General features: G+C 71.0%; 28 protein-coding genes. 16 read left to right on the top strand and 12 right to left on the bottom strand.

The window, feature by feature from the left end; genetic code table 11:
* Window positions 1–5: 5 nt before the first annotated feature.
* Both ybeY and JOD54_RS14030 read right to left on the bottom strand, forming a co-directional pair.
* Window positions 6–545: an rRNA maturation RNase YbeY gene (gene ybeY, locus JOD54_RS14035; RefSeq protein WP_204450958.1), complete on the bottom strand. Its 540-nt coding sequence runs from the start codon at window positions 543–545 to the stop codon at window positions 6–8.
* Between the two features lie 22 nt (window positions 546–567).
* On the bottom strand, window positions 568–1635 hold the full coding sequence (locus JOD54_RS14030; RefSeq protein ID WP_204450957.1) for a PhoH family protein: 1068 nt from the start codon (window positions 1633–1635) through the stop codon (window positions 568–570).
* A 140-nt stretch (window positions 1636–1775) separates the two neighbouring features.
* Between JOD54_RS14030 and JOD54_RS14025 the strand changes: the two genes are divergently transcribed.
* Complete coding sequence (locus JOD54_RS14025; protein WP_204450956.1) at window positions 1776–2117, top strand: histidine triad nucleotide-binding protein; 342 nt, start codon at window positions 1776–1778, stop codon at window positions 2115–2117.
* Between the two features lie 332 nt (window positions 2118–2449).
* Here JOD54_RS14025 and JOD54_RS14020 read toward each other — a convergent pair whose 3' ends face one another.
* The 4 genes from JOD54_RS14020 to JOD54_RS14005 all read right to left on the bottom strand — a co-directional run bounded on the left by JOD54_RS14020 (window position 2450) and on the right by JOD54_RS14005 (window position 5761).
* The gene (locus tag JOD54_RS14020; protein WP_204450955.1) at window positions 2450–3184 is read right to left on the bottom strand and encodes a 16S rRNA (uracil(1498)-N(3))-methyltransferase; all 735 of its coding nucleotides are present in this window, start codon (window positions 3182–3184) and stop codon (window positions 2450–2452) included.
* Window positions 3181–4332 carry a molecular chaperone DnaJ gene (gene dnaJ / locus JOD54_RS14015; protein WP_204450954.1) on the bottom strand — a complete coding sequence of 384 codons (1152 nt, stop codon included), beginning with the start codon at window positions 4330–4332 and terminating at the stop codon, window positions 3181–3183. The genes JOD54_RS14020 and dnaJ overlap by 4 nt, the downstream gene beginning before the upstream one ends.
* 57 nt (window positions 4333–4389) lie before the next feature.
* Window positions 4390–5412: a heat-inducible transcriptional repressor HrcA gene (gene hrcA / locus JOD54_RS14010; RefSeq protein ID WP_204450953.1), complete on the bottom strand. Its 1023-nt coding sequence runs from the start codon at window positions 5410–5412 to the stop codon at window positions 4390–4392.
* 67 nt (window positions 5413–5479) lie between these two features.
* Window positions 5480–5761, bottom strand: coding sequence for a hypothetical protein (locus JOD54_RS14005; RefSeq protein ID WP_204450952.1), 282 nt, complete (start codon window positions 5759–5761; stop codon window positions 5480–5482).
* 134 nt (window positions 5762–5895) lie between these two features.
* On the opposite strand from JOD54_RS14005, the gene JOD54_RS14000 reads away from it, so the two are divergent.
* Window positions 5896–6357 carry a permease-like cell division protein FtsX gene (locus JOD54_RS14000; protein WP_204450951.1) on the top strand — a complete coding sequence of 154 codons (462 nt, stop codon included), beginning with the start codon at window positions 5896–5898 and terminating at the stop codon, window positions 6355–6357.
* A gap of 6 nt (window positions 6358–6363) precedes the next feature.
* Here JOD54_RS14000 and hemW read toward each other — a convergent pair whose 3' ends face one another.
* Window positions 6364–7578, bottom strand: coding sequence for a radical SAM family heme chaperone HemW (gene hemW, locus JOD54_RS13995; RefSeq protein WP_204450950.1), 1215 nt, complete (start codon window positions 7576–7578; stop codon window positions 6364–6366).
* 72 nt (window positions 7579–7650) lie between these two features.
* Here hemW and JOD54_RS35030 point away from each other — a divergent pair, with 72 nt between their 5' ends.
* The 13 genes from JOD54_RS35030 to JOD54_RS13935 all read left to right on the top strand — a co-directional run bounded on the left by JOD54_RS35030 (window position 7651) and on the right by JOD54_RS13935 (window position 18488).
* Window positions 7651–7785 (top strand): putative leader peptide, encoded by a 135-nt coding sequence (locus JOD54_RS35030; RefSeq protein ID WP_275592657.1) that lies wholly within the window; start codon window positions 7651–7653, stop codon window positions 7783–7785.
* Window positions 7786–7902: 117 nt separating this feature from the next.
* Window positions 7903–9606 carry a nitrite/sulfite reductase gene (locus tag JOD54_RS13990; protein WP_204450949.1) on the top strand — a complete coding sequence of 568 codons (1704 nt, stop codon included), beginning with the start codon at window positions 7903–7905 and terminating at the stop codon, window positions 9604–9606.
* Window positions 9603–9761 carry an Insertion element protein gene (locus JOD54_RS13985; protein WP_204450948.1) on the top strand — a complete coding sequence of 53 codons (159 nt, stop codon included), beginning with the start codon at window positions 9603–9605 and terminating at the stop codon, window positions 9759–9761. The genes JOD54_RS13990 and JOD54_RS13985 overlap by 4 nt, the downstream gene beginning before the upstream one ends.
* Window positions 9758–10444 (top strand): phosphoadenylyl-sulfate reductase, encoded by a 687-nt coding sequence (locus tag JOD54_RS13980; RefSeq protein WP_204450947.1) that lies wholly within the window; start codon window positions 9758–9760, stop codon window positions 10442–10444. The genes JOD54_RS13985 and JOD54_RS13980 overlap by 4 nt, the downstream gene beginning before the upstream one ends.
* Window positions 10445–10457: 13 nt before the next feature.
* A complete protein-coding gene (cysD, locus tag JOD54_RS13975; protein ID WP_239573375.1) occupies window positions 10458–11390 on the top strand; it encodes a sulfate adenylyltransferase subunit CysD in 933 nt (310 codons plus the stop codon).
* Complete coding sequence (locus JOD54_RS13970) at window positions 11390–12718, top strand: sulfate adenylyltransferase subunit 1 (RefSeq protein WP_204450946.1); 1329 nt, start codon at window positions 11390–11392, stop codon at window positions 12716–12718. Before cysD ends, JOD54_RS13970 begins: the two co-directional genes overlap by 1 nt.
* Before the next feature lie 31 nt (window positions 12719–12749).
* Window positions 12750–13832 (top strand): ABC transporter substrate-binding protein, encoded by a 1083-nt coding sequence (locus JOD54_RS13965; RefSeq protein WP_307860015.1) that lies wholly within the window; start codon window positions 12750–12752, stop codon window positions 13830–13832.
* A 40-nt stretch (window positions 13833–13872) separates the two neighbouring features.
* The gene (locus JOD54_RS13960; protein WP_204450944.1) at window positions 13873–14661 is read left to right on the top strand and encodes an ABC transporter ATP-binding protein; all 789 of its coding nucleotides are present in this window, start codon (window positions 13873–13875) and stop codon (window positions 14659–14661) included.
* Complete coding sequence (locus tag JOD54_RS13955; RefSeq protein WP_204450943.1) at window positions 14648–15538, top strand: ABC transporter permease; 891 nt, start codon at window positions 14648–14650, stop codon at window positions 15536–15538. Before JOD54_RS13960 ends, JOD54_RS13955 begins: the two co-directional genes overlap by 14 nt.
* Window positions 15539–15544: 6 nt before the next feature.
* Window positions 15545–16276, top strand: a complete 732-nt coding sequence (locus JOD54_RS13950; protein WP_307860014.1) for a sirohydrochlorin chelatase — start codon at window positions 15545–15547, stop codon at window positions 16274–16276.
* A 270-nt stretch (window positions 16277–16546) separates the two neighbouring features.
* Window positions 16547–17161, top strand: coding sequence for a cyclase (locus tag JOD54_RS13945; RefSeq protein WP_204450942.1), 615 nt, complete (start codon window positions 16547–16549; stop codon window positions 17159–17161).
* 84 nt (window positions 17162–17245) lie between these two features.
* Window positions 17246–17701: a DUF4396 domain-containing protein gene (locus tag JOD54_RS13940; RefSeq protein ID WP_204450941.1), complete on the top strand. Its 456-nt coding sequence runs from the start codon at window positions 17246–17248 to the stop codon at window positions 17699–17701.
* A 19-nt stretch (window positions 17702–17720) separates the two neighbouring features.
* Window positions 17721–18488: an enoyl-CoA hydratase family protein gene (locus tag JOD54_RS13935; protein ID WP_204450940.1), complete on the top strand. Its 768-nt coding sequence runs from the start codon at window positions 17721–17723 to the stop codon at window positions 18486–18488.
* 3 nt (window positions 18489–18491) lie between these two features.
* Here JOD54_RS13935 and JOD54_RS13930 read toward each other — a convergent pair whose 3' ends face one another.
* The 4 genes from JOD54_RS13930 to JOD54_RS13915 are packed head-to-tail and all read right to left on the bottom strand — an operon-like array spanning window position 18492 to window position 20061.
* Entirely contained in the window at window positions 18492–19154 is a 663-nt protein-coding gene (locus JOD54_RS13930; RefSeq protein ID WP_204450939.1) for a DNA alkylation repair protein, read from the bottom strand.
* 5 nt (window positions 19155–19159) lie between these two features.
* Entirely contained in the window at window positions 19160–19462 is a 303-nt protein-coding gene (locus tag JOD54_RS13925; protein ID WP_204450938.1) for a barstar family protein, read from the bottom strand.
* Window positions 19459–19836 (bottom strand): guanyl-specific ribonuclease, encoded by a 378-nt coding sequence (locus JOD54_RS13920; RefSeq protein ID WP_204450937.1) that lies wholly within the window; start codon window positions 19834–19836, stop codon window positions 19459–19461. Before JOD54_RS13920 ends, JOD54_RS13925 begins: the two co-directional genes overlap by 4 nt.
* A gap of 9 nt (window positions 19837–19845) precedes the next feature.
* On the bottom strand, window positions 19846–20061 hold the full coding sequence (locus JOD54_RS13915) for a hypothetical protein (protein WP_204450936.1): 216 nt from the start codon (window positions 20059–20061) through the stop codon (window positions 19846–19848).
* A gap of 68 nt (window positions 20062–20129) precedes the next feature.
* On the opposite strand from JOD54_RS13915, the gene JOD54_RS13910 reads away from it, so the two are divergent.
* The gene (locus tag JOD54_RS13910; RefSeq protein ID WP_204450935.1) at window positions 20130–21095 is read left to right on the top strand and encodes a zinc-binding dehydrogenase; all 966 of its coding nucleotides are present in this window, start codon (window positions 20130–20132) and stop codon (window positions 21093–21095) included.
* A gap of 3 nt (window positions 21096–21098) precedes the next feature.
* Here the strand turns inward: JOD54_RS13910 and JOD54_RS13905 are convergent, their stop codons facing one another.
* Window positions 21099–22142: an alpha/beta fold hydrolase gene (locus tag JOD54_RS13905; RefSeq protein WP_204456267.1), complete on the bottom strand. Its 1044-nt coding sequence runs from the start codon at window positions 22140–22142 to the stop codon at window positions 21099–21101.
* Window positions 22143–22361: the final 219 nt, after the last annotated feature.

The following is a 22361-nucleotide window of genomic DNA, read 5'->3' as shown; positions in this document are numbered from 1 at the left end:
TCGGGTCAGTCCTCCGCGTCGGTGAGGCCGACGGCGCCGAGGAGCTTGTCGTCCTCCACGCGCTGCGCGGCCCGGCGCTTGGCGTCGGCCGCGGCGGTGCGGAAGTCGGCGAGGATGCGCTTCTGCAGCGCGAACATCTCGCGTTCCTCGGCGGGTTCGGCGTGGTCGTAGCCGAGCAGGTGCAGCACGCCGTGCACGGTCAGCAGGTGCAACTCGTCGATGAGGCTGTGCCCCGCGGTGCGCGCCTGGTCCTTGGCGAAGGCCGGGCACAGGACGATGTCGCCCAGCAGCGCGGGCCCGGACTCCGAGGCGTCCGGGCGGCGCGCGGAGTCCAGTTCGTCCATCGGGAAGGCCATCACGTCGGTGGGGCCCGGCAGGTCCATCCACCGCTCGTGCAGGTCGGCCATCACGTCCAGCTCGACGAGCAGCACGGACAGCTCGGCGAGCTTGCTGACGTTCATCCGGTCCAGGGCGAAGCGGGCCGCCGCGACGATGGACGCCTCGTCGACCGCCACCCCGGACTCGTTGGCGATCTCGATACTCACCGGGTCATTGTCCCCGCACGCCCTACCGGCCGCCGCGCCTGCCCCCGGCGCGGACCGGGCCGCGCTGCGCGGCGACGTCGCCGTCGGCCGCGTCCTGGGCGACCTGCCAGCGCTCGTAGGCGTCGACGATGTCGCCTACGAGCCGGTGGCGGACCACGTCGGCGCTGCTGAGCTGCGCGAAGTGCACGTCGTCGACGCCGTCGAGGATGTCCTTGACCACCTTGAGGCCGGAGCGCTGCCCGCCGGGCAGGTCGACCTGGGTGGTGTCGCCGGTGACCACGATCTTGGAGCCGAAGCCGAGCCGGGTGAGGAACATCTTCATCTGCTCGGGCGTGGTGTTCTGCGCCTCGTCGAGGATGATGAACGCGTCGTTGAGGGTGCGGCCGCGCATGTAGGCCAGCGGGGCGACCTCGATGGTGCCCGCCTGCATCAGCCGCGGGATCGACTCCGGGTCGATCATGTCGTGCAGCGCGTCGTAGAGCGGGCGCAGGTACGGGTCGATCTTCTCGAACAGGGTGCCCGGCAGGAAGCCGAGCCGCTCGCCTGCCTCGACCGCGGGCCGGGTGAGGATGATCCGGCTGACCTGCTTGGCCTGCAGCGCCTGCACGGCCTTGGCCATCGCCAGGTACGTCTTGCCGGTGCCTGCAGGCCCGATGCCGAAGACGATGGTGTTGGCGTCGATGGCGTCGACGTAGTGCTTCTGGTTGAGCGTCTTGGGGCGGATGGTGCGGCCGCGCCGGGAGACGATGTCGAGGCTGAGGACCTCGGCCGGGGATTCGGCCGAGTTGGCCGACAGCATCGACACGGTGCGCCGGACGGTGTCCGGGCCGACCTGCTGGCCGCGGGCGGCCAGGGTGGTGAGTTCGGTGAAGACCCGCTCGGCGAAGGCGACGTCTGCCGGGTCGCCGGACAGGGTCACCTCGTTGCCCCGCACGTGCACGTCGGCGACGAGGAGTTCCTCGGCGAGCCGCAGGTTCTCGTCGCGGGACCCGAGCAGGGCCAGCACGGCCCCCTCCGGGATCGCGAACCTCGACTGCGCGTCGTGGGCGGCAGTGGGACGGGGGTCTCCCCCGGGTGCGGTACCCGTCACGTGCTCTCTGTCCTGCCTTCTGCGCCCACGCGCGCTGCCGTCTCCGTCCCCGCCGATGCTAGTCCCCGCCCCCAACCCCGCGCACCGAAAAAAGCCCGCTGCGTGGGTGGCGGGCGGGCCGCTTGGCTAGGGTTGGCGGCATGAGCGGGTGCCTGTTCTGCGGGATCATCGGGGGCGAGATCCCCTCAACCGTGGTGTACGAGGACGACCGGGTGTACGCGTTCCGCGACATCAACCCCCAGGCGAAGGTGCACGTGCTGGTGGTTCCGCGCGAGCACCACGAAGATGTGGAAGCGTTGAGCGCCAACCCCACCCTCTTGGCCGCGGTGATCACCGCGGGGGTGGAAGTGGCCAAACGAGAAGGAATCCACGATTCCGGCTACCGCTTCGTCTTCAACACCGGCGACGACGCCTGCCGCACCGTCTTCCACGCCCACCTGCACGTCCTAGGCGCCCAACAACTCTCCACCTTCGGCCACTAACAATTCACACCCAGCACCATTCCCGGCCACACGAGCAAAAGCGGCCACATCAGCCACAGTGGTTACGCAACAAGACCCCGCTGGTTCCGCCGCCCGACGCACCGTGGGGGTCCGGGGGGTCGCCCCCCGGGTAGTGGTCCGTGCGGCTCACCGGGAAGGAAGTTCACTTCCGAACAGGCTGAGGGAAGCCGCGCGGGGGTGGAGCCTGGGGGTCGCCCCACCGCCCCGCGCGGCGCCGCCGGACCGAGGGGGGAGGTGTCCGGCGGTAGTCGGGTGAATGCGCTTCGGAATAACTGAAACGCTTTGCGATAAAGGGTAAACCCTGGGCCTGGTCAGCGCCAGCGGGCGGTCAAGGCGCCGAGGGCGCCGAGGGCGACCGCGGCGGCGGTGGAAGTCCGCAGTACTGCGGGACCCAGTCGGACTGGGAGCGCTCCTACCTGCTCAAGGGCGGTGAGCTCGTCGGGACTGATGCCGCCTTCGGGGCCGACCACCAGCACAAGATCACCCGATTCGGGTAGCGCGAGGTCGGCCAATCGGGTGGCGAGGTGGGCTTCGAGCACGAGGGTGGCGGCGCTGCCGCGAGCCAGGTCGAGCAGTCCGGGCAGGCCGACGGGGTCGGAAACTGCCGGTGTCCAGGGGCGTCTGGCTTGTTTGGCGGCCTCGCGGGCGGTGCTGCGCCAGCGCGCCAGAGCCTTCTCGCCGCGCGGGCCGTCTTCCCACTTGGCGACGCTGCGGCTCGCGCGCCAGGGGACGATCGCGTCGACGCCCGCTTCGGTGGCGAGTTCGACGGCCAGTTCGCCGCGGTCGCCCTTCACCAGGGCTTGCGCGAGGACCACCCGCAGCGGGGGCGGCGCTTCGGTCCAGCGCCGGTCCACCGCCAGGTCGAGGGAGTCCTTGCCCGCGGCGGTGACGACGCATTCGGCGACGGTGCCGCGGCCGTCGCCGACGAGCAGCCGCTCCCCCGCGCGCAGTCGCCGCACGGCCGCCGCGTGCCTGCCCTCGGGGCCGTCCAACGTGAACGACTCACCCGGGGGCAGGGCGTCGACCAGGAACTGCGCCAGGGTCATCGGCGGGAGCGCAGGCGGGAGAACAACCCGCCGGAGCGACCGGTGGCGTTGGCCAGGGTGTGCTGCTCTTCGCCGCGCAGGGTGGCCAGTTCGCGCAGCAGTTCGGTCTGCCTGGCGTCGAGCCGGGTGGGGATCTCGACCTCGATGTGCACGTGCAGGTCGCCGCGCCCGTCGACCCGGCCGGTGGAGCGCAGCCGGGGCAGGCCGCGGCCGGTGAGCACGAGTTCGGCCTCGGGTTGGGTGCCCGGTTCGAGTTCGAGTTCGATGCGGCCGTCGATGGCTTCCAGCGGCAGCACCGCGCCCAGCACCGCGGTGGTCATCGGGACGCGCAGCGTGCAGTGCAGGTCCGCGCCTTCGCGCTCGAAGGTGCTGTGCGGCAGTTCCTCGACCTCGATGTAGAGGTCTCCCGAGGGGCCGCCGCCGGGGCCGACCTCGCCCTGGCCGGACAACCGGACCCGCATGCCGTCGGCGACACCCGGCGGGATCTTCGCGGTGATGGTGCGCCGCGCCCGGACCCGGCCCTCGCCCGCGCACTGGCGGCACGGGTCGGGGATGACCTCGCCGAGACCGCGGCAGGTGGGGCACGCGCGGGCGGTGACGACCTGGCCGAGGAACGACCGCTGCACCGACTGGACCTCGCCGCGGCCACCGCAGGTGTCGCAGGTGGTCGGGCTGCTGCCGTCGGCGCACCCGGAGCCGCGGCACAGGTCGCACAGGATCGCGGTCTCCACCGCGATCTCCCTGCTGATGCCGTTGGCGCACTCCTCCAGGGTCATCTGGATGCGCAGCAGCGCGTCCGACCCCGGCTGCACCCGGCTGCGGGGGCCGCGGCCCCCGCCGCCGCCCGCCGCGCCGAAGAACGCGTCCATGATGTCGCCGAGGCCGAACCCGCCGAACGGGTCGCGCCCCCCGCCGCCGCCCCCGCCGCCGTTGCCGAGCGGGTCGCCGCCCATGTCGACGATCTTGCGCTTCTGCGGGTCGGAGAGGACCTCGTAGGCCGCGGTGACCTCGCGGAAGCGGGCTTGCGCCGCCTCGTCCGGGTTGACGTCGGGGTGCAGCTCACGCGCGAGCTTGCGGTAGGCGCGCTTGATCTCCTCGGAGGTCGCGTCCTGTCGCACCCCGAGCGTGCCGTAGTAGTCCCTCGCCACCTGTCCAGTCCTCCTGCCCCGGGCATGCCGGGGCCCGTTGATACCTGTGTCGACCCTCTACCGACCGAGGATCTCGCCGACGTAGTTCGCCACCGCGCGGACCGCGGCGATGTTCGTGGGGTAGTCCATCCTGGTCGGCCCGACGACTCCCATCCCGCCCAACAGGGTGGCACGGGTGCCGTAGCCGATGGACACCACGGAGGTGGAACGCATCTCCTCGGCCTCGTTCTCGCCGCCGATGCGCACCGTGATGGTGCCCGGGTCGGCGGTGGCCGCCAGCAGCTTGAGCACCACGACCTGCTCTTCGAGCGCCTCGAGCACCTGGCGCAGCGAGTTGGGGAAGTCGGCGACGTTGCGGGTGAGGTTGGCGGTGCCGCCGAGCACCAGCCGCTCCTCGGGGTGCTCCACGAGCGACTCGACCAGCACGGTGGCCAGCTTGGTGACCACCTCGCGCAGCTCGCCCGGCGCGCTCTCGGGCATCTCGGCGACGCTGGCCGCGGCGTCGGCGAGGCGCTTGCCCGCGAGGGTGGAGTTGAGCGTCGTGCGCAGCCGCGCGGTGTCCTCGTCGGTGACCACGTCGCCGAGGTCGACCATCCGCTGGTCCACCCGGCCGGTGTCGGTGATCAGCACCAGCATCAGCCGGGCCGGGGTGATGTTCACCAGTTCCACGTGCCGCACGGTGGAGGTGGTCAGCGTCGGGTACTGGATCACCGCGACCTGCCTGGTCAGCTGGGCCAGCAGCCGCACGCTGCGGCGCATCACGTCGTCGAGGTCGATGGCGCCGTCGAGGAAGCTCTGGATGGCCCTGCGCTCGGCCACCGAGAGCGGTTTGACCTCGCTGAGCCGGTCGACGAAGAGCCGGTAGCCCTTGTCGGTGGGGATGCGCCCCGCGCTGGTGTGCGGCTGGGTGATGTAGCCGTCCTCCTCCAGCGAGGCCATGTCGTTGCGCACGGTGGCACTGGACACGCCGAGGTTGTGCCGCTCGACGATCGCCTTCGACGCGACGGGTTCGTGGTCGCGCACGTAGTCGGCGACGATCGCGCGCAACACCTCGAACCGCCGCTCGTCGGAACTGACCACGGGCCACCTCCCTCATCCGTGCGCGGGCCCCGGGTCAAGTTTACGGAGCGCGCCCCGGCAGCGGTGGCTAGCCGGTCCTGCCCGCCTGCCGCAGGTTGCGCAGGGCGGCAGAGGCGGCGATCCGGATGATCGGGTCCTCGTGGTCGGCCGCCGCGGCGATGATCTCCGTTGACCGGGGACCGCCGATCAGGCTGGCCAGGTACAGCGCCTTGCAGGCGAGCACCGTGTCCGCCCTGGCGGCGAGTTCGGCCAGGTGGGGTAAGGCCGCGTCGCCGAGCTCCGCGGCGTACTCGTAGTCGACCTCGGCCCCGGAGAGCCGCTGCCGGACGTGCTGGATGGTGACCGCCATCGCTGGGTCCCCTCACCTCGACACAGATCTGCTGCCGACAAGAGGTCACCCGCCCGTACCAGATACGCCGAACGGCGAAATCCAGGTCCAAGGTCCCGAACCAGACGGGTCCGGGCGGCGAGCACAATGCCCGCATGGTCTCCTCGGTGTCCCGGTTGGCGGTAGTCGGGTGTCTCGCGTTGCTGGTCGGGTGCACGACGGCGGTTGAGCGGCAGGACGCCGGGCCGGTGTCGACGACTCCGAGCCCGACGCTGGCGAAGGCCCAGGAATGGGCGGCGGGCCAGTGCTCGGCCAACTCGGAGCGCATCAACGTGTTCTTCCTCGACGACGAGTCGATGATCAAGGCCGAGGCGGCGATCCGGACCGACCCGGGCACGCTCAGCACCGTCACCGAGACCAAGGCGCAGGCGTTGGAGCACTTCAAGTACATGTTCCAGAACCAGCCCGAGATCGTCCGGCTCGCTCGCGTCGAGGCGTTGCCCGCTTCCGTCAGCGTCGTGGTGCGGCCCGGAACCGACCGAGAGGCGCTGGCGGACCGGTGGCGCGCCGAGCTCACCGCGGTCGACGAAATCCAAGCCAACCCCTGCAACACGTGACCCGACCTAGGTCAGTCTGCGGACCACCGCGTCGGCCAGGAGGCGGCCTCGGGGGGTGAGGACGCAGCGGCCTGAGGTGAGGGCTGTTGGGTCCAGGAGGCCGTCGCCCGCGGCGGAGTGGGCTTCGGCTTGGGCGGCGGGGGTGAGGGCTTCGACGGGGAGGCCTTCGGATAGGCGGAGTTCCAGGAGGACCCTTTCCAGGCGTTGGTCGGCTTCGGTGAGGCTTTCGCGGGCGGCGGCGGGGGAGGTGCCGTTGGCCAGCAGTTCGGTGTAGCGGGCCGGGTGTTTGACGTTCCACCAGCGGATGCCGCCGATGTGGCTGTGGGCTCCTGGGCCCGCGCCCCACCAGTCGCCGCCGAGCCAGTAGCCGAGGTTGTGCCTGCAGCGGGCCGCGTCGTCCGAGGCCCAGTTCGACACCTCGTACCAGTGCAGGCCCGCCGCCACGAGGGCCGCGTCGACCTGCTCGTACCGGTCGGCGAGCACGTCGTCGTCGGGCATGGGGAGTTCGCCTCGGCGGACCCGCCTGGCCAGGGCGGTGCCGTCCTCGACGATCAGCGAGTACGCCGACACGTGGTCGACGCCCGCCTCCAGCACAGCGTCCAGGGACGCCGCCAGGTCGCTCGGCCGCTCCCCCGGGGTTCCGTAGATCAGGTCCAGGTTGACGTGACCGATGCCCGCCGCCCTGGCCTCGCGGGCCGCGGCGACCGCCCGGCCGGGGGTGTGGGTGCGGTCGAGGATGGCCAGCACGTGCCGGGCCGCGGACTGCATGCCCAGCGACACCCGGGTGTACCCGGCCTCGGCGATCCCGGCGAAGAACTCCGGCGAGGTCGACTCCGGGTTCGACTCCGTGGTGACCTCCGCGCCCTCGGCGAGCCCGAACACCCCGCGCACCGCGTCCAACACCTGGGACAGCCCGTCGGCGCCCAGCAGTGACGGTGTGCCACCGCCGACGAACACGGTGTCAGCGGCGGGGGGTGTTCCCAGCACCTGGGCGGCGAGGTCGAGTTCCTGTCGCAAACCCGCGAGCCACGATTGCGGCGATGCCGAAGAGTCCAGTTCACCGGCGGTGTAGGTGTTGAAATCGCAGTAGCCGCACCGGGTCGCGCAGAACGGGACGTGCACGTACACCCCGAACGGTCGGTCGCCGAGCCCGCGCAGCGCGGCGGGGGGCAGGGAACCGTCGGTGGGCGCGGGGTCACCCTCGGGAGCAGCTGCGGCCATGGTTGCCATCTTCCCAGGTCCACCCGGGCGGCCCAGGTCAACCGGGCCAACGGCCGTGACCTGCGTCCCAGCATGCGGATGGCGGTGGACCACACCGTGGACGCGTGGCACGCTGACGACATGTCCGCGACTGAAGTCTTCCTGGTGGCCCGCCGCCACGTGGACTTCCAGCGCGTGTCCAGCGCGATGTGCCGTCAGCCCAGCTGACCCACCGCGCCTACCTCGCATTCAGCAGGCGTCGGGTGCGCCGCTGAGTGATCCCCCGCACCGCCGCCTGGGGTCGTCGTGGCGCGCACGAGCGCCCCGATCCCGGAGGAACCACCGGTGTCCCCCACCACACCCCCCACCCCGGTTTCCCCCACCACACCCCGGGCCGCTCGCCAGCCCAGGGGCGAGGGCCAGTGGGCGCTCGGCTACCGCGAGCCGCTGAATCCCAACGAGCGGTCGAAGAAGGACGACAACCCGCTCAACGTCCGCGCCAGGATCGAGAACATCTACGCGAAGGGCGGGTTCGACAGCATCGACCCCGGTGACCTGCGCGGCAGGTTCCGCTGGTACGGCCTCTACACCCAGCGCAAGCCCGGGATCGACGGTGGCCGCACCGCGACCCTGGAGCCCGAGGAGCTCGACGACTCGTACTTCATGCTGCGGGTGCGCACCGACGGTGGCGCGGTCACCACGGAGCAGCTCGCGGTGCTCGGCGAGGTGTCGCAGACCTACGCGCGCGACACCGCCGACATCACCGACCGGCAGAACATCCAGTACCACTGGATCCGGGTCGAGGACATGCCCACCATCTGGCAGAAGCTGGAAGGCGCGGGGATGACCACGATGGAGGCGTGTGGCGACAGCCCCCGGGTGATCCTCGGCTCGCCGGTCGCGGGCATCTCCCGCGACGAGGTCATCGACGGCACCCCGGCGATCGACGAGATCAAGCGCCGGTTCATCGGCGACCCGGCGTACTCGAACCTGCCGCGCAAGTTCAAGTCGGCGGTGTCGGGTCTGCCCGACGTCGCGCACGAGATCCACGACATCGCCTTCGTCGGTGTGGTGCACCCCGAGCACGGCCCCGGGTTCGACGTGTGGGTCGGTGGTGGTCTGTCCACCAACCCGATGATCGGGCAGCGGTTGGGCGCTTGGGTGCCGCTGGAGGAGGTCGCCGACGTCTACGGCGCGGTGATCAGCGTGTTCCGCGACTACGGCTACCGCCGCCTGCGGCACCGGGCCAGGATCAAGTTCCTGGTCAAGGACTGGGGCGCGGCCAAGTTCCGCCAGGTGGTGGAGGACGAGTACCTGCACCGCAAGCTCATCGACGGCCCGGCGCCGGAGGTGCCCGCGGTGCCGATCGACCACATCGGGGTGCACCCGCAGAAGGACGGCCTGTTCTACGTGGGCGCCGCCCCGATCGCGGGCCGGGTGTCCGGGTCGGTGCTGGTGGAGGTCGCCAAGGCCGCCGAGCGGGCTGGCTCGAACCGGGTGCGGTTCACCCCGCTGCAGAAGCTGGTCGTGCTGGACGTGCCCGAGGCCGAGGTGGCCGCGCTGCAGGCCGACCTCGCCAAGCTGGGGCTGCAGACCACCCCGTCGCCGTGGCGGCGCGGGATCATGGCGTGCACCGGCATCGAGTTCTGCAAGCTGGCCATCGTCGAGACCAAGGGCCGGGCCCACGAGCTGGTGGCGGCGCTGGAGACCCGGCTGGCCGACATCACCGACGGGGTGACCGCGCCGATCGCGGTGCACATCAACGGGTGCCCGAACTCCTGCGCCCGGATCCAGACCGCCGACATCGGCCTCAAGGGCCAGATCGTCACCGACGACTCGGGCGCGCAGGTGGAGGGCTTCCAGGTGCACCTCGGCGGCGGTCTCGGCCTCGACGCCGGGTTCGGCCGCAAGCTGCGCGGGCACAAGGTGACCGGCGCGGAGCTGCCGGACTACGTGGAGCGGGTGGTGCGCAACTTCGTGGCCAAGCGCGAGCCCGAGGAGCGGTTCGCGCAGTGGGTCGTGCGCGCCGACGAGGGCGACCTGCGATGAGCGAGCGGGCGACGCCCTTCTACTGCCCCTACTGCGGTGACGAGGACCTGCGGCCGCAGGAGGAACCGCACGCGGCGTGGCTGTGCACCGGGTGCAGGCGGGTCTTCACGGTCAAGTTCGTCGGACTGAATCTCTCGGGGGAGGCAGCGAAGTGACCACCACGCACCAGGACCTGGCCCAGCGGGCGGAACAGGAGTTGGCCGACGCGACCGCGGCGGAGGCGCTGGCCTGGACGGCGGCGACCTTCGGCGACGACTTCATCGTCGCGTCGAACATGCAGGACGCGGTGCTCGTCGACCTGGCCTACCAGGCCAAGCGCGACATCGACGTGCTGTTCCTGCAGACCGGCTACCACTTCGCGGAGACCATCGGCACCCGCGACGCGGTGGCGGTGGTCTACCCGGAGGTCCGCATCGTCAACGCCGAGGCCGAGCAGTCGGTCGCCGACCAGGAGGCCGAGTTCGGCCTGCTGAACCAGACGAACCCGACGCAGTGCTGCTTCCTGCGCAAGGTGGTGCCGTTGCGGCAAACCCTGTCGAAGTACTCGGCGTGGGTCACCGGGGTGCGCCGGGTCGACGCGCCGACGCGGGCCAACACCCCGATCGTGCAGTGGGACGAGCGCAACGGGTTGGTGAAGGTCAACCCGATCGCGGCGTGGAGCGACGACGAGTTCACCCGCTACATCGCCGACCACGGCGTGCTGGAGAACCCGTTGGTGCAGGCCGGGTACCCGTCCATCGGGTGCGCGCCGTGCACGGCCAAGCCGCTGCCGGGCCAGGACGCCCGCAGCGGGCGCTGGGCGGGGACGGGCAAGACCGAGTGCGGACTGCACGGCTGAGGACGACGGGACCATGAGTACACAACAGACACCGCACGCCGCCGCACCGCGGCAACCGCTGGACGCCTTGGCGCGCCTGGAATCCGAAGCCATCCACATCTTCCGGGAGGTGGCGGGTGAGTTCGACCGACCGGTGATCCTGTTCTCCGGCGGCAAGGATTCCACAGTACTGCTTCACTTGGCGGTCAAGGCGTTTTGGCCCGCACCCGTCCCATTCCCGCTACTGCACGTGGACACCGGGCACAATCTGGACGAGGTCATCGAGTTTCGCGACCGGACGGTCGCCCGATACGGCTTACGCCTTGTGGTCGCCAACGTGCAGGACTACATCGACGACGGTCGACTCCAAGAGCGACCGGACGGAACGCGAAATCCTTTGCAGACGGTGCCCCTGCTCGACGCCATCACCAGCGGCCGGTTCGACGCCGTTTTCGGTGGTGGGCGCCGCGACGAGGAACGCGCCCGGGCGAAGGAAAGAATTTTCAGCCTACGCAATTCCTTCGGTCAGTGGGAGCCGCGACGCCAGCGTCCCGAACTGTGGAACCTGTATAACGGCAGGCACCGCGCCGGCGAACATGTTCGCGTGTTCCCGCTGTCCAACTGGACCGAACTCGACGTCTGGCGCTACATCAAGCGCGAGGCGATCGAGCTGCCGTCCATCTACTTCGCGCACACCCGAGCGGTGTTCCAGCGCGACGGGATGTGGCTGACGGCCGGTCCGTGGTTCGGCCCCCGTGCCGACGAACCCGTTGAGGAGTTGACCGTGCGCTACCGAACGGTCGGCGACGGGTCGTGCACCGGTGCCGTGCTGTCCGGGGCGACCGACCTGGAGCAGGTGATCGCCGAGGTGTCGGCGAGCAGGCTCACCGAGCGCGGGGCCACCCGCGCCGATGACCGGCTCTCCGAGGCCGCCATGGAGGACCGCAAGCGGGAGGGCTACTTCTGATGGGAACCACCACCCAAGACCTGCTCCGCCTGGCCACCGCGGGCAGCGTCGACGACGGCAAGTCCACCCTCGTCGGCAGGCTGCTCTACGACACCAAGTCGGTGCTTGCCGACACCCTCGACGCGGTGCACAGGGCCAGCGTGGACAAGGGACTGTCCACTCCGGACCTGTCGCTGCTGGTCGACGGGCTGCGCTCCGAGCGCGAGCAGGGCATCACCATCGACGTGGCCTACCGCTACTTCGCCACGCCCAAGCGCTCGTTCGTGCTCGCCGACACCCCCGGGCACGTGCAGTACACCCGCAACACCGTCACCGGGGCCTCCACCGCGCAGTTGGCGGTGCTGCTGGTCGACGCGCGCAAGGGCGTGCTGGAGCAGACCCGCCGCCACGCCGCGGTGCTGGCGCTGCTGGGCGTGCCCCGGCTTGTGCTCGCGGTCAACAAGATCGACCTGGTCGACTACGACGAGGCCGCCTTCGAGGTGATCGCCAAGGAGTTCACCGACCACGCCGGCGCGCTGGGCTACCCGATCGGCTCGGTGCTGTCCATCCCGGTGTCGGCGCTGGTCGGCGACAACGTGGTGGACCGCTCCGCGCACACCCCCTGGTACAGCGGCCCGACGCTGCTCGAGCACCTGGAGCAGGTGCCGGTCGAGCCGGACCCGCACGACGCGCCGCTGCGCTTCCCGGTGCAGTACGTCATCCGCACCAACACCGCCGAGCACACCGACTACCGCGGCTACGCGGGCCAGGTGGCCGCGGGCACGGTCCGCCCCGGTGACGAGGTGGTCGTGCTCCCGTCCGGGCTGCGCACCACGGTCGCCAGGGTCGACACCGCCGACGGCGAACTGGCCGAGGCGGAGGCGGGCCGGTCGGTGACGCTGGTGCTGGCCAACGACATCGACATCTCCCGCGGCGACCTGATCGCGGCCGCGGGCTCGGCACCGGTCGCGGTGGACGAGTTCGAGGCCACCCTGGCGTGGCTGTCGGACAAGCCGCTGCGGGCGGGCGCCCGGGTGCTGGTCAAGCACGGCGCCCGCACGGTGCAGGCGATCGTCGGCGAGCTCAACGCCCGCTTCGACGAGCAGAAGCTCACCACCGTGCCCGACCCGGACTCGTTGGCGCTCAACGAGATCGGTCGGGTGCTGGTGCGCACGGCCGAACCGCTGCCGGTGGACGACTACGCGGTCAACCGGCGCACCGGCGCTTTCCTCGTGATCGATGCCGCCGACGGATCCACGTTGGCGGCGGGATTGGTCGGTGCGGGTCTGCCCGCGCTGTCCGGCCCCGACGCCCCACCCTCGGGCGACCTCGTCTCCCCTGGCCCGTAACACCCGTTCCCCCTGGAAAGGCCCCACCGAAGTGAAGCGATCCCGCGTCTTAGCCGCAGCCGCTGTAGCCCTGTCCCTCGCCGGTGTCCTGGCGGGCTGCTCACGAGCGGCCGAGTCGGGCGACTCCGGTTCCGCTCCCAGCAGCGGAACCCAGGGCGCGGGCAAGGGCCCCGCCGCCGAACTTCGGTTGGGGTACTTCCCCAACGTGACCCACGCACCCGCGCTGATCGGCCTCGAGCAGGGCCTGTTCACCAAGGAGCTGGGCAGCACCAAGCTGGTGCCGACCAAGTTCAACGCCGGTGGCGAGGCCGTCAACGCGCTCTACGGCGGTTCGCTCGACGCGACCTTCATCGGCTCGGGCCCCTCGCTCAACGCCTACGGCAAGTCCGACGGCAAGGCCGTGCGCCTGGTGGCCGGTACCGCATCGCGCGGCGCGCAGCTGGTGGTCAAGCCGGAGATCAACTCCGAGCAGGACCTGGTCGGCAAGACCGTGGTGACCCCGCAGCTGGGCAACACCCAGGACATCGCGCTGAAGAAGTGGCTCGCCGACAAGCAGCTGACCGACAAGGTCAAGGTGCAGAACACCGAGAACGCGCTGGCGCTTGAGGAGTTCAAGAAGGGCAGCGTGCAGGCGGCGTGGCTGCCCGAGCCGTGGTCGTCGCGGCTGGTGCTCGAGGCGGGCGCGAAGGTCCTGCTCGACGAGAAGGACCTGTGGCCCGGCGGCGAGTTCCCGACCACCGTGCTGATCGTGTCCACCACCTACCTCAACGACCACCCGGACACCATCAAGGCGCTGCTCAAGGGCCTGGTCGCCAGCGTCGACGTGACCAAGAAGGACGTGGCTGGCGCCAAGACCGCGGTCAACTCGCAGCTCAAGGCGCTGACCGGCAAGGAGCTCAGCGGGCCGACCATCGACCGCGCCTTCACCAACCTCAGCTTCACCCTCGACCCGTACGCCGCGCTGCTGCCGCAGCTGAGCAAGGACGCGGTCACCGCCAAGGTCGCCCAGAAGGAAACCGACGTGAAGGGCTTCCTCGACCTGAAGCTGCTCAACGAGGTGCTGGCCGCCGCCGGTCAGCCCGCCGTCGACGCGGCGAACCTGGACAAGAAGTAGTAGGACGCGGGGCGCGAGGAACACGGGAGAGGGGCGCGAGATGGCGATCGCACTGGAGAAGAAGGTCGAGACCGAGGTGGCCGTCCGGTTGGAGGACCTGCACAAGGTCTTCGGCACCGGCCGCCAGTCGGTCACCGCACTGGACGGCATCGACCTGGCGGTCCGACCAGGGGAGTTCGTGTGCCTGGTCGGCGCGTCCGGGTGCGGCAAGACCACCCTGCTCAACCTGATCGCGGGACTGGAGCAACCGACCTCCGGCCAGATCACCCTCACCACCTCGCGCCCCGCGGTGATGTTCCAGGAGCACGCGCTGATGCCCTGGCTGACCGTGCAGCGCAACATCGAGCTGCCGCTGCGGCTGGCCGGGGTGGGGCGCGCCGAGCGCGCCGCCAAGGTCGAGGAGCTGCTGAGCCTGGTGCGGCTGGAGGGCACGGGCCGCAAGCGCCCGCACGAGCTCTCCGGCGGCATGCGCCAGCGGGTGGCGCTGGCCCGCTCGCTGGCCTCGGCGATCCAGGGATCGGCCGACGGCAAGCACGCGCTGATGCTGATGGACGAGCCGTTCTCCGCGCTCGACGCGATCACCAGGGACCTGCTGCAGGGCGAACTGCTGCGGGTGTGGCGGGCGACCGGCACCGCGGTCGTGTTCGTCACCCACGACGTGCGCGAGGCGGTCCGGCTCGGTCAGCGCGTGGTGCTGCTGTCGTCGAGGCCCGGCCGGGTCGTGGACCAGTGGGACGTCGACGGGCTCAGCGGGTCCGACGAACTGGTCGCGATCGACACCATCGCGGCCAAGCTGCGGGAGGTGATCAGCTCCCATGCCGCGGCTTGACGAGCAGAACAGCTCCACCGAGGCCGAGGACGTCGACGGCGCCATAGGCGGTCTCGACGCGCTCGACACCCCTACCGAGCAGCAGCGGTCCAGGGGCAGGCGGATCGCCGCGGCCATCCTGCCGCCGATCGGTGCCGCCATCCTGGCGGTGCTGGTGTGGCAGGCGGTGTGGGCGACCGCGTGGCTGCCCGAGCACCAACTGCCCTCGCCGCAGACCGTCGCCAACGTGTTCTGGGGCCTGGTCGAGACCGGCAAGGTGTGGGAGTTCCTGTGGACCTCGGTGCACCGGGCGGTGATCGGGTTCATCATCGCGCTGGGCATCGCGACCCCGTTGGGGCTGCTGCTGGCCAGGGTCAAGCTGGTCCGCGCGGCGATCGGCCCGCTGGTGTCGGGCCTGCAGAGCCTGCCGTCGGTGGCCTGGGTGCCCGCCGCGGTGATCTGGTTCGGCCTCACCGACACCACGATCTACATGGTGGTGCTGCTGGGCGCAGTGCCCTCGATCGCCAACGGGCTGGTGGCGGGCATCGACCAGATCCCGCCGATCCTGCCCAGGGTGGGCAAGGTGATGGGCGCGGGCACGCTGGCCAACGCGCGGCACATCCTGCTGCCCGCCGCGCTGCCCGGCTACCTGGCGGGCATGAAGCAGGGCTGGGCGTTCTCGTGGCGGTCGCTGATGGCCGCCGAGCTGATCGCCTCGTCGCCCGAGCTCGGTGACGGCCTCGGCCAGTTCCTGCACAACGGGATGTCGCTGTTCGACATGCCGATGGTGATCACCGGCATCCTGCTGATCCTCATCGTCGGCGTGGGCATCGAGCTGATCGTGTTCGCCCCGCTGGAGAAGGTCACGCTCAACGCCCGCGGGCTCCGGAAGAGCTAGGTACCAGTGCAGTCGATCCCCCTCGTCGGCGTCGCCCACGGCAGCCGGGACCCCAGGTCCGCGGTTGCCGTGGGCGAGCTGCTCGACTCCGTTCGCGCCCTGCGTCCCGAACTGGACGTGCGCGGCGCGTTCCTCGACCTGTCGACACCGCCGCTGTTCGACGTGCTCTCCGGCCTCTATGCCGAAGGGCACCGTTCGGTTGTCGTCGTGCCGTTGCTGCTCGGGCGGGCCTATCACGCGCGAGTAGACCTGCCTGGCCTCCTTGAAGAGGCCCGTGGGCAGATGCCTCACCTGTCGACAACGGTGAGCGATGTGCTTGGTCCGGATCCACGGCTGGAAACGGCTTTGCTCGGTCGGTTGGCCGAGGTCGGGGCGCTGCCGGGGGATCCCGAGCTAGGGGTCGTCCTGGCCGCTACCGGGTCGTCGCACGCGCCCGCCAACGCGCGGGTCGTGGAGATCGCGGAGCGGTGGGCGCACACCCAGGGGTGGTCGGGCGTGCGGGCCGCGTTCGCTTCCACCGCCACGCCTGACGTCGCCGCCGCGGCGGCCGCGCTGCGGGCCAGGGGTGCCCGGCGGATCGCGGTCGCGTCGTACTTCCTGGCGCCGGGACTGCTGCCGGACCGGGTCCGCGCGATGGCCGGGGACGCCGTGGTGGCCGAACCGCTGGGGGCGTCGGTCGCCGATGTCGTGCTGGAGCGCTACGACGAGGTCACCACGTCGGTCCAGCGCACGGCGTAGCGCTGCTTTAGAACCAGGGGTTTTCCACCCGTGCGGCCGGTTCGGTCGCGCTGCGGGCAAGGCGGTTGGACCGTGTGGGTGCGCTCCCCCGCCGATGTGTCGAGCTCGGCGTCGCCCGCTCGGGCGGACGGGCGCAGCACCGCGTCGCTGTGCACAAGGTTCCTCGAACCGAATACGTGAGCGGGCGTTTGCCGGTTCGGCCGAACAGCGCAACGATGGGTGGGCCGCGCGGCCGAATCCTTCCCAACTCGCCCAAGTTGAGGTGCCCAGATGAAGCGCGCCCTGTCCATCGTCGCCCTCGTCGCCCTCCCGCTGGTGGCACTGGCCCCACCCGCGGCAGCGGTCCCGGTGACGGTCAACTACGCCTGCCAGGCCACCGCACTCGGCTCCACCTACCCGGCCACCCTCACCCAACCAGTGGACGTGAGCGCGCCCGCGAGCGTCACCTCGGGTGGCGCGCTCAGCGTGGTGATCGACTTCCAGTCCGCGTCGATCCCGGCCACGGTGGGCTCGTTCACCCTGGTGCGGGTGCAGAACCTCACCTTCAAGGTGCCGGTCCCGGCCAACTCGACCTACGTGTCCAGTTCGCTGTCCGGCGGGTCCGGGGTCGGGGCGACCAACCTGACCGTCTCCGGCGGCGTCGCCACGCTCACCGCCGCGGGCCCGGTGCCCGGCGGCGGCACGTTCGAACTGCCGACGATCACGCTCGACCTGACCGCCGGTGCGCCGGGCACGATCCAGACCAGCCTGTACGGCACCAGCTTCGCCGACCCCGGGCTGACCGCCACCGGCGTGGTGCGAGTGCCGCTGCTGGGCAACGTGACCGTACCCGCGTCCTGCTACCCGAGCCCGAACCCGGCGCTCACGACGACCACCGTCGTCTAGTCGACCTACCCGTGTGACCGAGACCGCAGGGCGCCTTCCCCTCGCCCTGCGGTTCTCATACCCCCCAGGGGTATAGTCGCCGCCATGGAACACGCAACGGTTTCCCCCTGGCGGCAGGCGATCAGCGCGACGCTGCACTGCTTGACCGGCTGCGCGATCGGCGAGGTGCTCGGCATGGTGATCGGCACCGCGCTGGGCTGGTCGACGCTGCCCACGGTCCTGCTGGCGATCGCGCTGGCCTTCGCCTTCGGCTACGCGCTGACCATCGGCCCGGTCCTGCGCGCGGGCGTCCCGGCGGGCCGGGCGATCCGGATCGCGCTGGCCGCCGACACCGTGTCGATCACGGTGATGGAGGTCCTGGACAACGGGGTGATGCTCGTCGTCCCCGGCGCGATGGACGCCGGGCTCGACAGCGCCCTGTTCTGGCTGGCGCTGGCGTTCTCGCTGGTCGTGGCGTTCGCACTGACCGTGCCGGTGAACAAGTGGCTCATCGGGAGGGGCAAGGGTCACGCCGTCGTGCACTCCTACCACCACCACTGACGCCGTTAGGGTGGGCGCCATGGCTGACGAGCTGGTGCACTACGCGGTCGAGGCGGGCGTGGCGACGATCACGCTGGACTCCCCCGGCAACCGCAACGCGCTGTCCGCACAACTGCGGCGGGAACTGCGCGACCACCTGGAAACCGCGACCGGCGACGACGCCGTCCGGGTCATCGTGCTCGACCACACCGGACCGGTGTTCTGCGCGGGCATGGACCTCAAGGAGGCGGGCGGCGCGGCCGCGGCGGCGCAGGGGGTGCAGGAGTTCCCGGCGATCCTGCGCCAGATCTGGGACAGCCCCAAACCCGTTGTGGCCAAGCTGGCGGGCCCGGCCAGGGCGGGCGGCGTCGGCATCGTCGCCGCGGCCGACATCGCCGTCGCCGCCGACACGGCGACCTTCGCCCTGACCGAGGTCCGCATCGGCGTCGTCCCGGCGATCATCTCCGTGACCATGCTGCCCAGGCTGCTCCCCCGAGCAGCCCACGAGCTGTTCCTCACCGGCGAGCAGTTCGACGCCGCCCGAGCGGTGCAGATCGGCCTGCTCAACTCCGCTGTCCCCCCAGCCGACCTGGACGCCGAGGTCACCCGCTACACCACCATGCTCGCCCTCGGCGGCCCCATCGCCCTGGCCGCGACCAAAGCGATGCTGCGCCGCGAACGCCCCGCCGACATGGGAGCCGACTTCGCCGACATGCTGAAGCTGTCGGCGGGCTTCTTCGCCAGCGAGGAAGGCCAAGAAGGCATCACGGCGTTCGCCCAGAAGCGCAAACCCCGCTGGGTGCCCTGAGCCTCAGGTGGCCTTCCTGCGCACCACCTCGGTGATCCAGGTGGGGGCGTAGGGCGAGGTGCAGCCGGGCGGGGTCGGGTAGTCCTTGAGAACCTCAAGGCGTTCACCGATTCCCAGGGCACGGGGGCGGTGTTCGGGGTGGTCGATACCGACCTGGGCCAGGCAGTGGTTCATCGCCCACTGCAGGCGGTCCGGGGCGTCCTTCATCCCGGCCTCGATGACGTCGAGCAGGTGGTCGAGGTCGAGACCGTCGGGCGTCTTGGCGACGCGGTCGACCGTGAGGGCCCAGCCCGCGCTGGCGACCACGGGGTCCTCGTCGGCAAGCCAGGCCACGCGGAGCACCTCGACGTGCGCGGATTTCTTCACCACGTAGTTCACGAGCCAGTCGTGGACCTTGGGGGTCCGGGCCTCGCGCAGTATCCCGTCCAGCTCATCGCGCCCGAACGACTTGGGGCGGCAGATCAGGACCGCCACCAACCGCGCCGCGGTGTCGCCGGTGGCCCAGAGCTCGACGGCAAAGTCGTGCTGGGTCTTGAGCCGCTTGGCGATGGCGCGCAGCGCGCTGAGGTTCACGCCGTGGTCGTCGCCGTGGCGCTCGTTGACCGCGCGGGCCTTCGGGTCCTCGAGCGCCGCCAACTCGGCCAGCACCTCGGCCACCGTCGCCACGGCGGTCAGCTGATCTCGACGGTGAGGGTGCGGCCGGGGGTGGCGAAGCCCTCCACCGCGTCGTCGAGGACCTCGCGGATGCCCGCGTAGCCGGTGGGGTCGGCGGCGGCCAGGACGTCGGAGTCGGTCCACACCAGCTTGATGTCGCCCTCGGGCAGCCAGGACAGGTCGGTCAGGCAGTCGTAGAGCGCGTCGAGGTTGTGGCCGAACCAGTCCGGGAAGGACAGTGCGCCCGCCAGGGTGGTGAACATGGCGCGCTTGCTGCGGATCGCGGTCCCGTCGATGGCGTACTCGCTCTGCGCGCTCATCGGGTGGGGTCCACGGTCACGAAGGTGGCGTAGTGGTCGGCGGTGTAGAACAGCTCGCTGCCCGCTCCGGTGATCAAGCGGCGCGCGCCGCGGTCCTGGCTGCCTGGGGTGGGCACGGTGTACTCCCGGTAGTGGTCGGGGGCCCGGTCGGGCAGGCGCCGCTCGCGGTTGGCGAAGGTCGTGCCGTCGTTGGCCGGGTAGGGGAACGGGCCGCCGCGCTCGATCAGCCGCCAGGTGGCGGCCGCTTCCGGCGGCAGGCTGGACAGGGGGACGGGGGTAGGCGCGGCGGTGCCGACGTCCCTGATCAGCCAGCCTGCCAGTACCAGCAGGACCAAGCCGACCAGCGCCACCGTGATACGTCTGCGCGAACCCACCGGGAGAGCCTACGAATCGACTTCCTGGCGCGAACCGAGGGGCGTCTCGTCGCGGGAGGAACCGAAGCGGGCCGAGGCGTAGTCGACCACCCGGTCGATGAACCAGGCCAGCACCACGCACAGCGGCAGCAGGATCGCCATCACCAGGGCGAACTGCAGCGGGAACGACAGCTGGATCAGCCACAGCTCCACGTCGTTCCACCAGTCGGACAGCCCTCGCAGCACGGCACCGAGACTAGCCCCACACCGCCGCGCCGCAGCGCCGGACGCCCCGGCCGGCTATGTTCGACCCCATGTTCGCCGTCTACGCCAGCGCCCCGAGCCCGGACGACCCGCTAGCCGCGCTCACCGTCGGGCAGCGCCCGGATCCGCAGGTCCCGGCCGGGTTCGTCGCGGTGACGGTGCGGGCGGCGAGCCTGAACATGCACGACCTGTGGACGCTGCGCGGGGTCGGGATCAAGGCAGAGCAGTTCCCGATGGTCCTCGGCTGCGACGGCGCGGGCGTGCTGGCCGACGGGTCCGAGGTGGTGCTGCACTCGGTGATCGGCGACCCCACCTGGTCCGGTGACGAGACGCTGGACCCGAAGCGGACCCTGCTGACCGAGAAGCACCAGGGCACCTTCGCCGACACGGTCGTGGTGCCCGCGCGCAACGTGCTGCCCAAGCCCGCGGGCCTGTCGTTCAGCGAGGCCGCGTGCATGGGGACGGCGTGGCTGACGGCCTACCGGATGCTGTTCGTGAAGTCGGAGCTGCGGCCGGGCCAGACGATGCTGGTGCAGGGCGCCTCCGGCGGGGTGTCGACGGCGTTGATCGAACTGGGTCGGGCCGCGGGCATGCGGGTGTGGGTCACCGGCCGCTCCGAGGCCAAGCGGGCCCTGGCCGCCGAACTGGGCGCGCACGACACCTTCGAGTCCGGCGCCCGCCTACCCGAGCGGGTGGACGCCGTCTTCGAGACGGTGGGGAAGGCGACCTGGCAGCACTCGATGCGCGCCCTCAAGCCGGGCGGGGTGATCGTGGTGTCCGGGTCCACCAGCGGCCCCGACCCCAGCGCGGACCTCCAGCGCCTGTTCTTCCTGCAACTGCGGGTGGTCGGGTCGACGATGGGGACCCGGGAGGAACTGGCCGACCTGCTGCGCTTCTGCGACCTGACCGGGATCAGGCCCCGCATCGGCACCGAGCTGCCGATGGAGCGCGCCAGGGAGGGCTTCGAGCAGATGCTGGCAGGCGACACCGCCGGGAAGATCGTCTTCACCCGCTGAGGCTCAACCGCTGGCCCGTGCGTGGAACCGGTCGATGAGCGGCCAGGTGGTGTCCCGCGCGGCACGGCCGGTGAGGGTGCCGAGGTGTCCGCCCGGGACGGTGCGGAAGGTCGCGTCCGGCAGCAGGTCCACGAGGGCACGAGCCGATCGGGGTGGGGCGATGGCGTCATCCTCGCCCGCGATGACCAGGGTGGGTTGGCGGATGGCGGTCAACGCGATGGGGGTGCCGCCGAGGGTGATAGTGCCGCTGGCGAGGGCGTTGGCCAGGAAGAACTCGCGGTAGATCTGGGCGACGGCGCGACCGGGGTAGGCGAGCATGGCGGCGGTGAAGCGCTCGACGGCCTCGATCTGGGCGAGGTAGTCGCGGTCGGCGAGGTTGGCGGCGACCGCGAACGGCTTGCTGAGGTGCTTGTCGAGGGCGCTGATCTGGAACGCGCGGCGGACCAGCGGCGCGGGGATGCCGCCGAAGGTGCGGTACAGGGCCGGGATGGCGATCCGACCGGTCAGCGCGTCCAGCGGCCGGAACGGGCGAAGCAGCGGGATCGCGGTGAAGTCGAACGGACTCGCGACCACGGTCAGCGAAGCGATCGGGTGCGCGTTCGACCGGGCGGCGGTGAGCGCGGACAGGATCCCACCCAGGCACCACCCGACCACGTGCACCGGCTTGCCCCCGGAATGCTCGTGCGCGGTGCGGATCGCGGCTGGGAGCACCTCCTCGACCCAGTGCTCCAACCCCAACTCCCGGTCGGCGAACCCGATCTCGCCGTACTCGACGCCGTAGGTCGGCCTGCCCGAGGTGACCAGGTGCTCAACGACGCTGCACCCCCGCCGCAAGTCGAAGCAGGAATCCGGCACCGCCAACGGCGGGACGAGCAGCACGGGATCACCGTGCCGAGGCACCCCCACCGGCCGGTGGTAGACGAAAACCGACCGCGCCCGCCCCTCGTCGAGCAACGTCCGCGGAACCGGCCGGTGATCAGCGAGCGCCCCGAACAACACCCGCCGCGCCACATTCCCCGCCGCGGCGCGCACTACGTCCAACGTGATCACCGGCACCCTCCCCACTTATCTACTCGTGAGTAAAGTACGCCCGATCTGCACCCCACTCACCCCGGTCTGTGGGCAACCGCACAGCGCGCCACCCGACCGGGCTCCCGTCTCCGTCAACCGCACGTGCGCCCGCTTGGGCAGCAGGTTCAGCTGTAGGCAACCGCACAGAGCGCTACTCGAGCACGCCGAGCCTGCGCGCCACAGCGCTTGCGGCTG

The organism is Actinokineospora baliensis (genome assembly GCF_016907695.1).
Classification (GTDB): domain Bacteria; phylum Actinomycetota; class Actinomycetes; order Mycobacteriales; family Pseudonocardiaceae; genus Actinokineospora; species Actinokineospora baliensis.
This window is presented reverse-complemented; position numbering and strand designations above follow the sequence as displayed.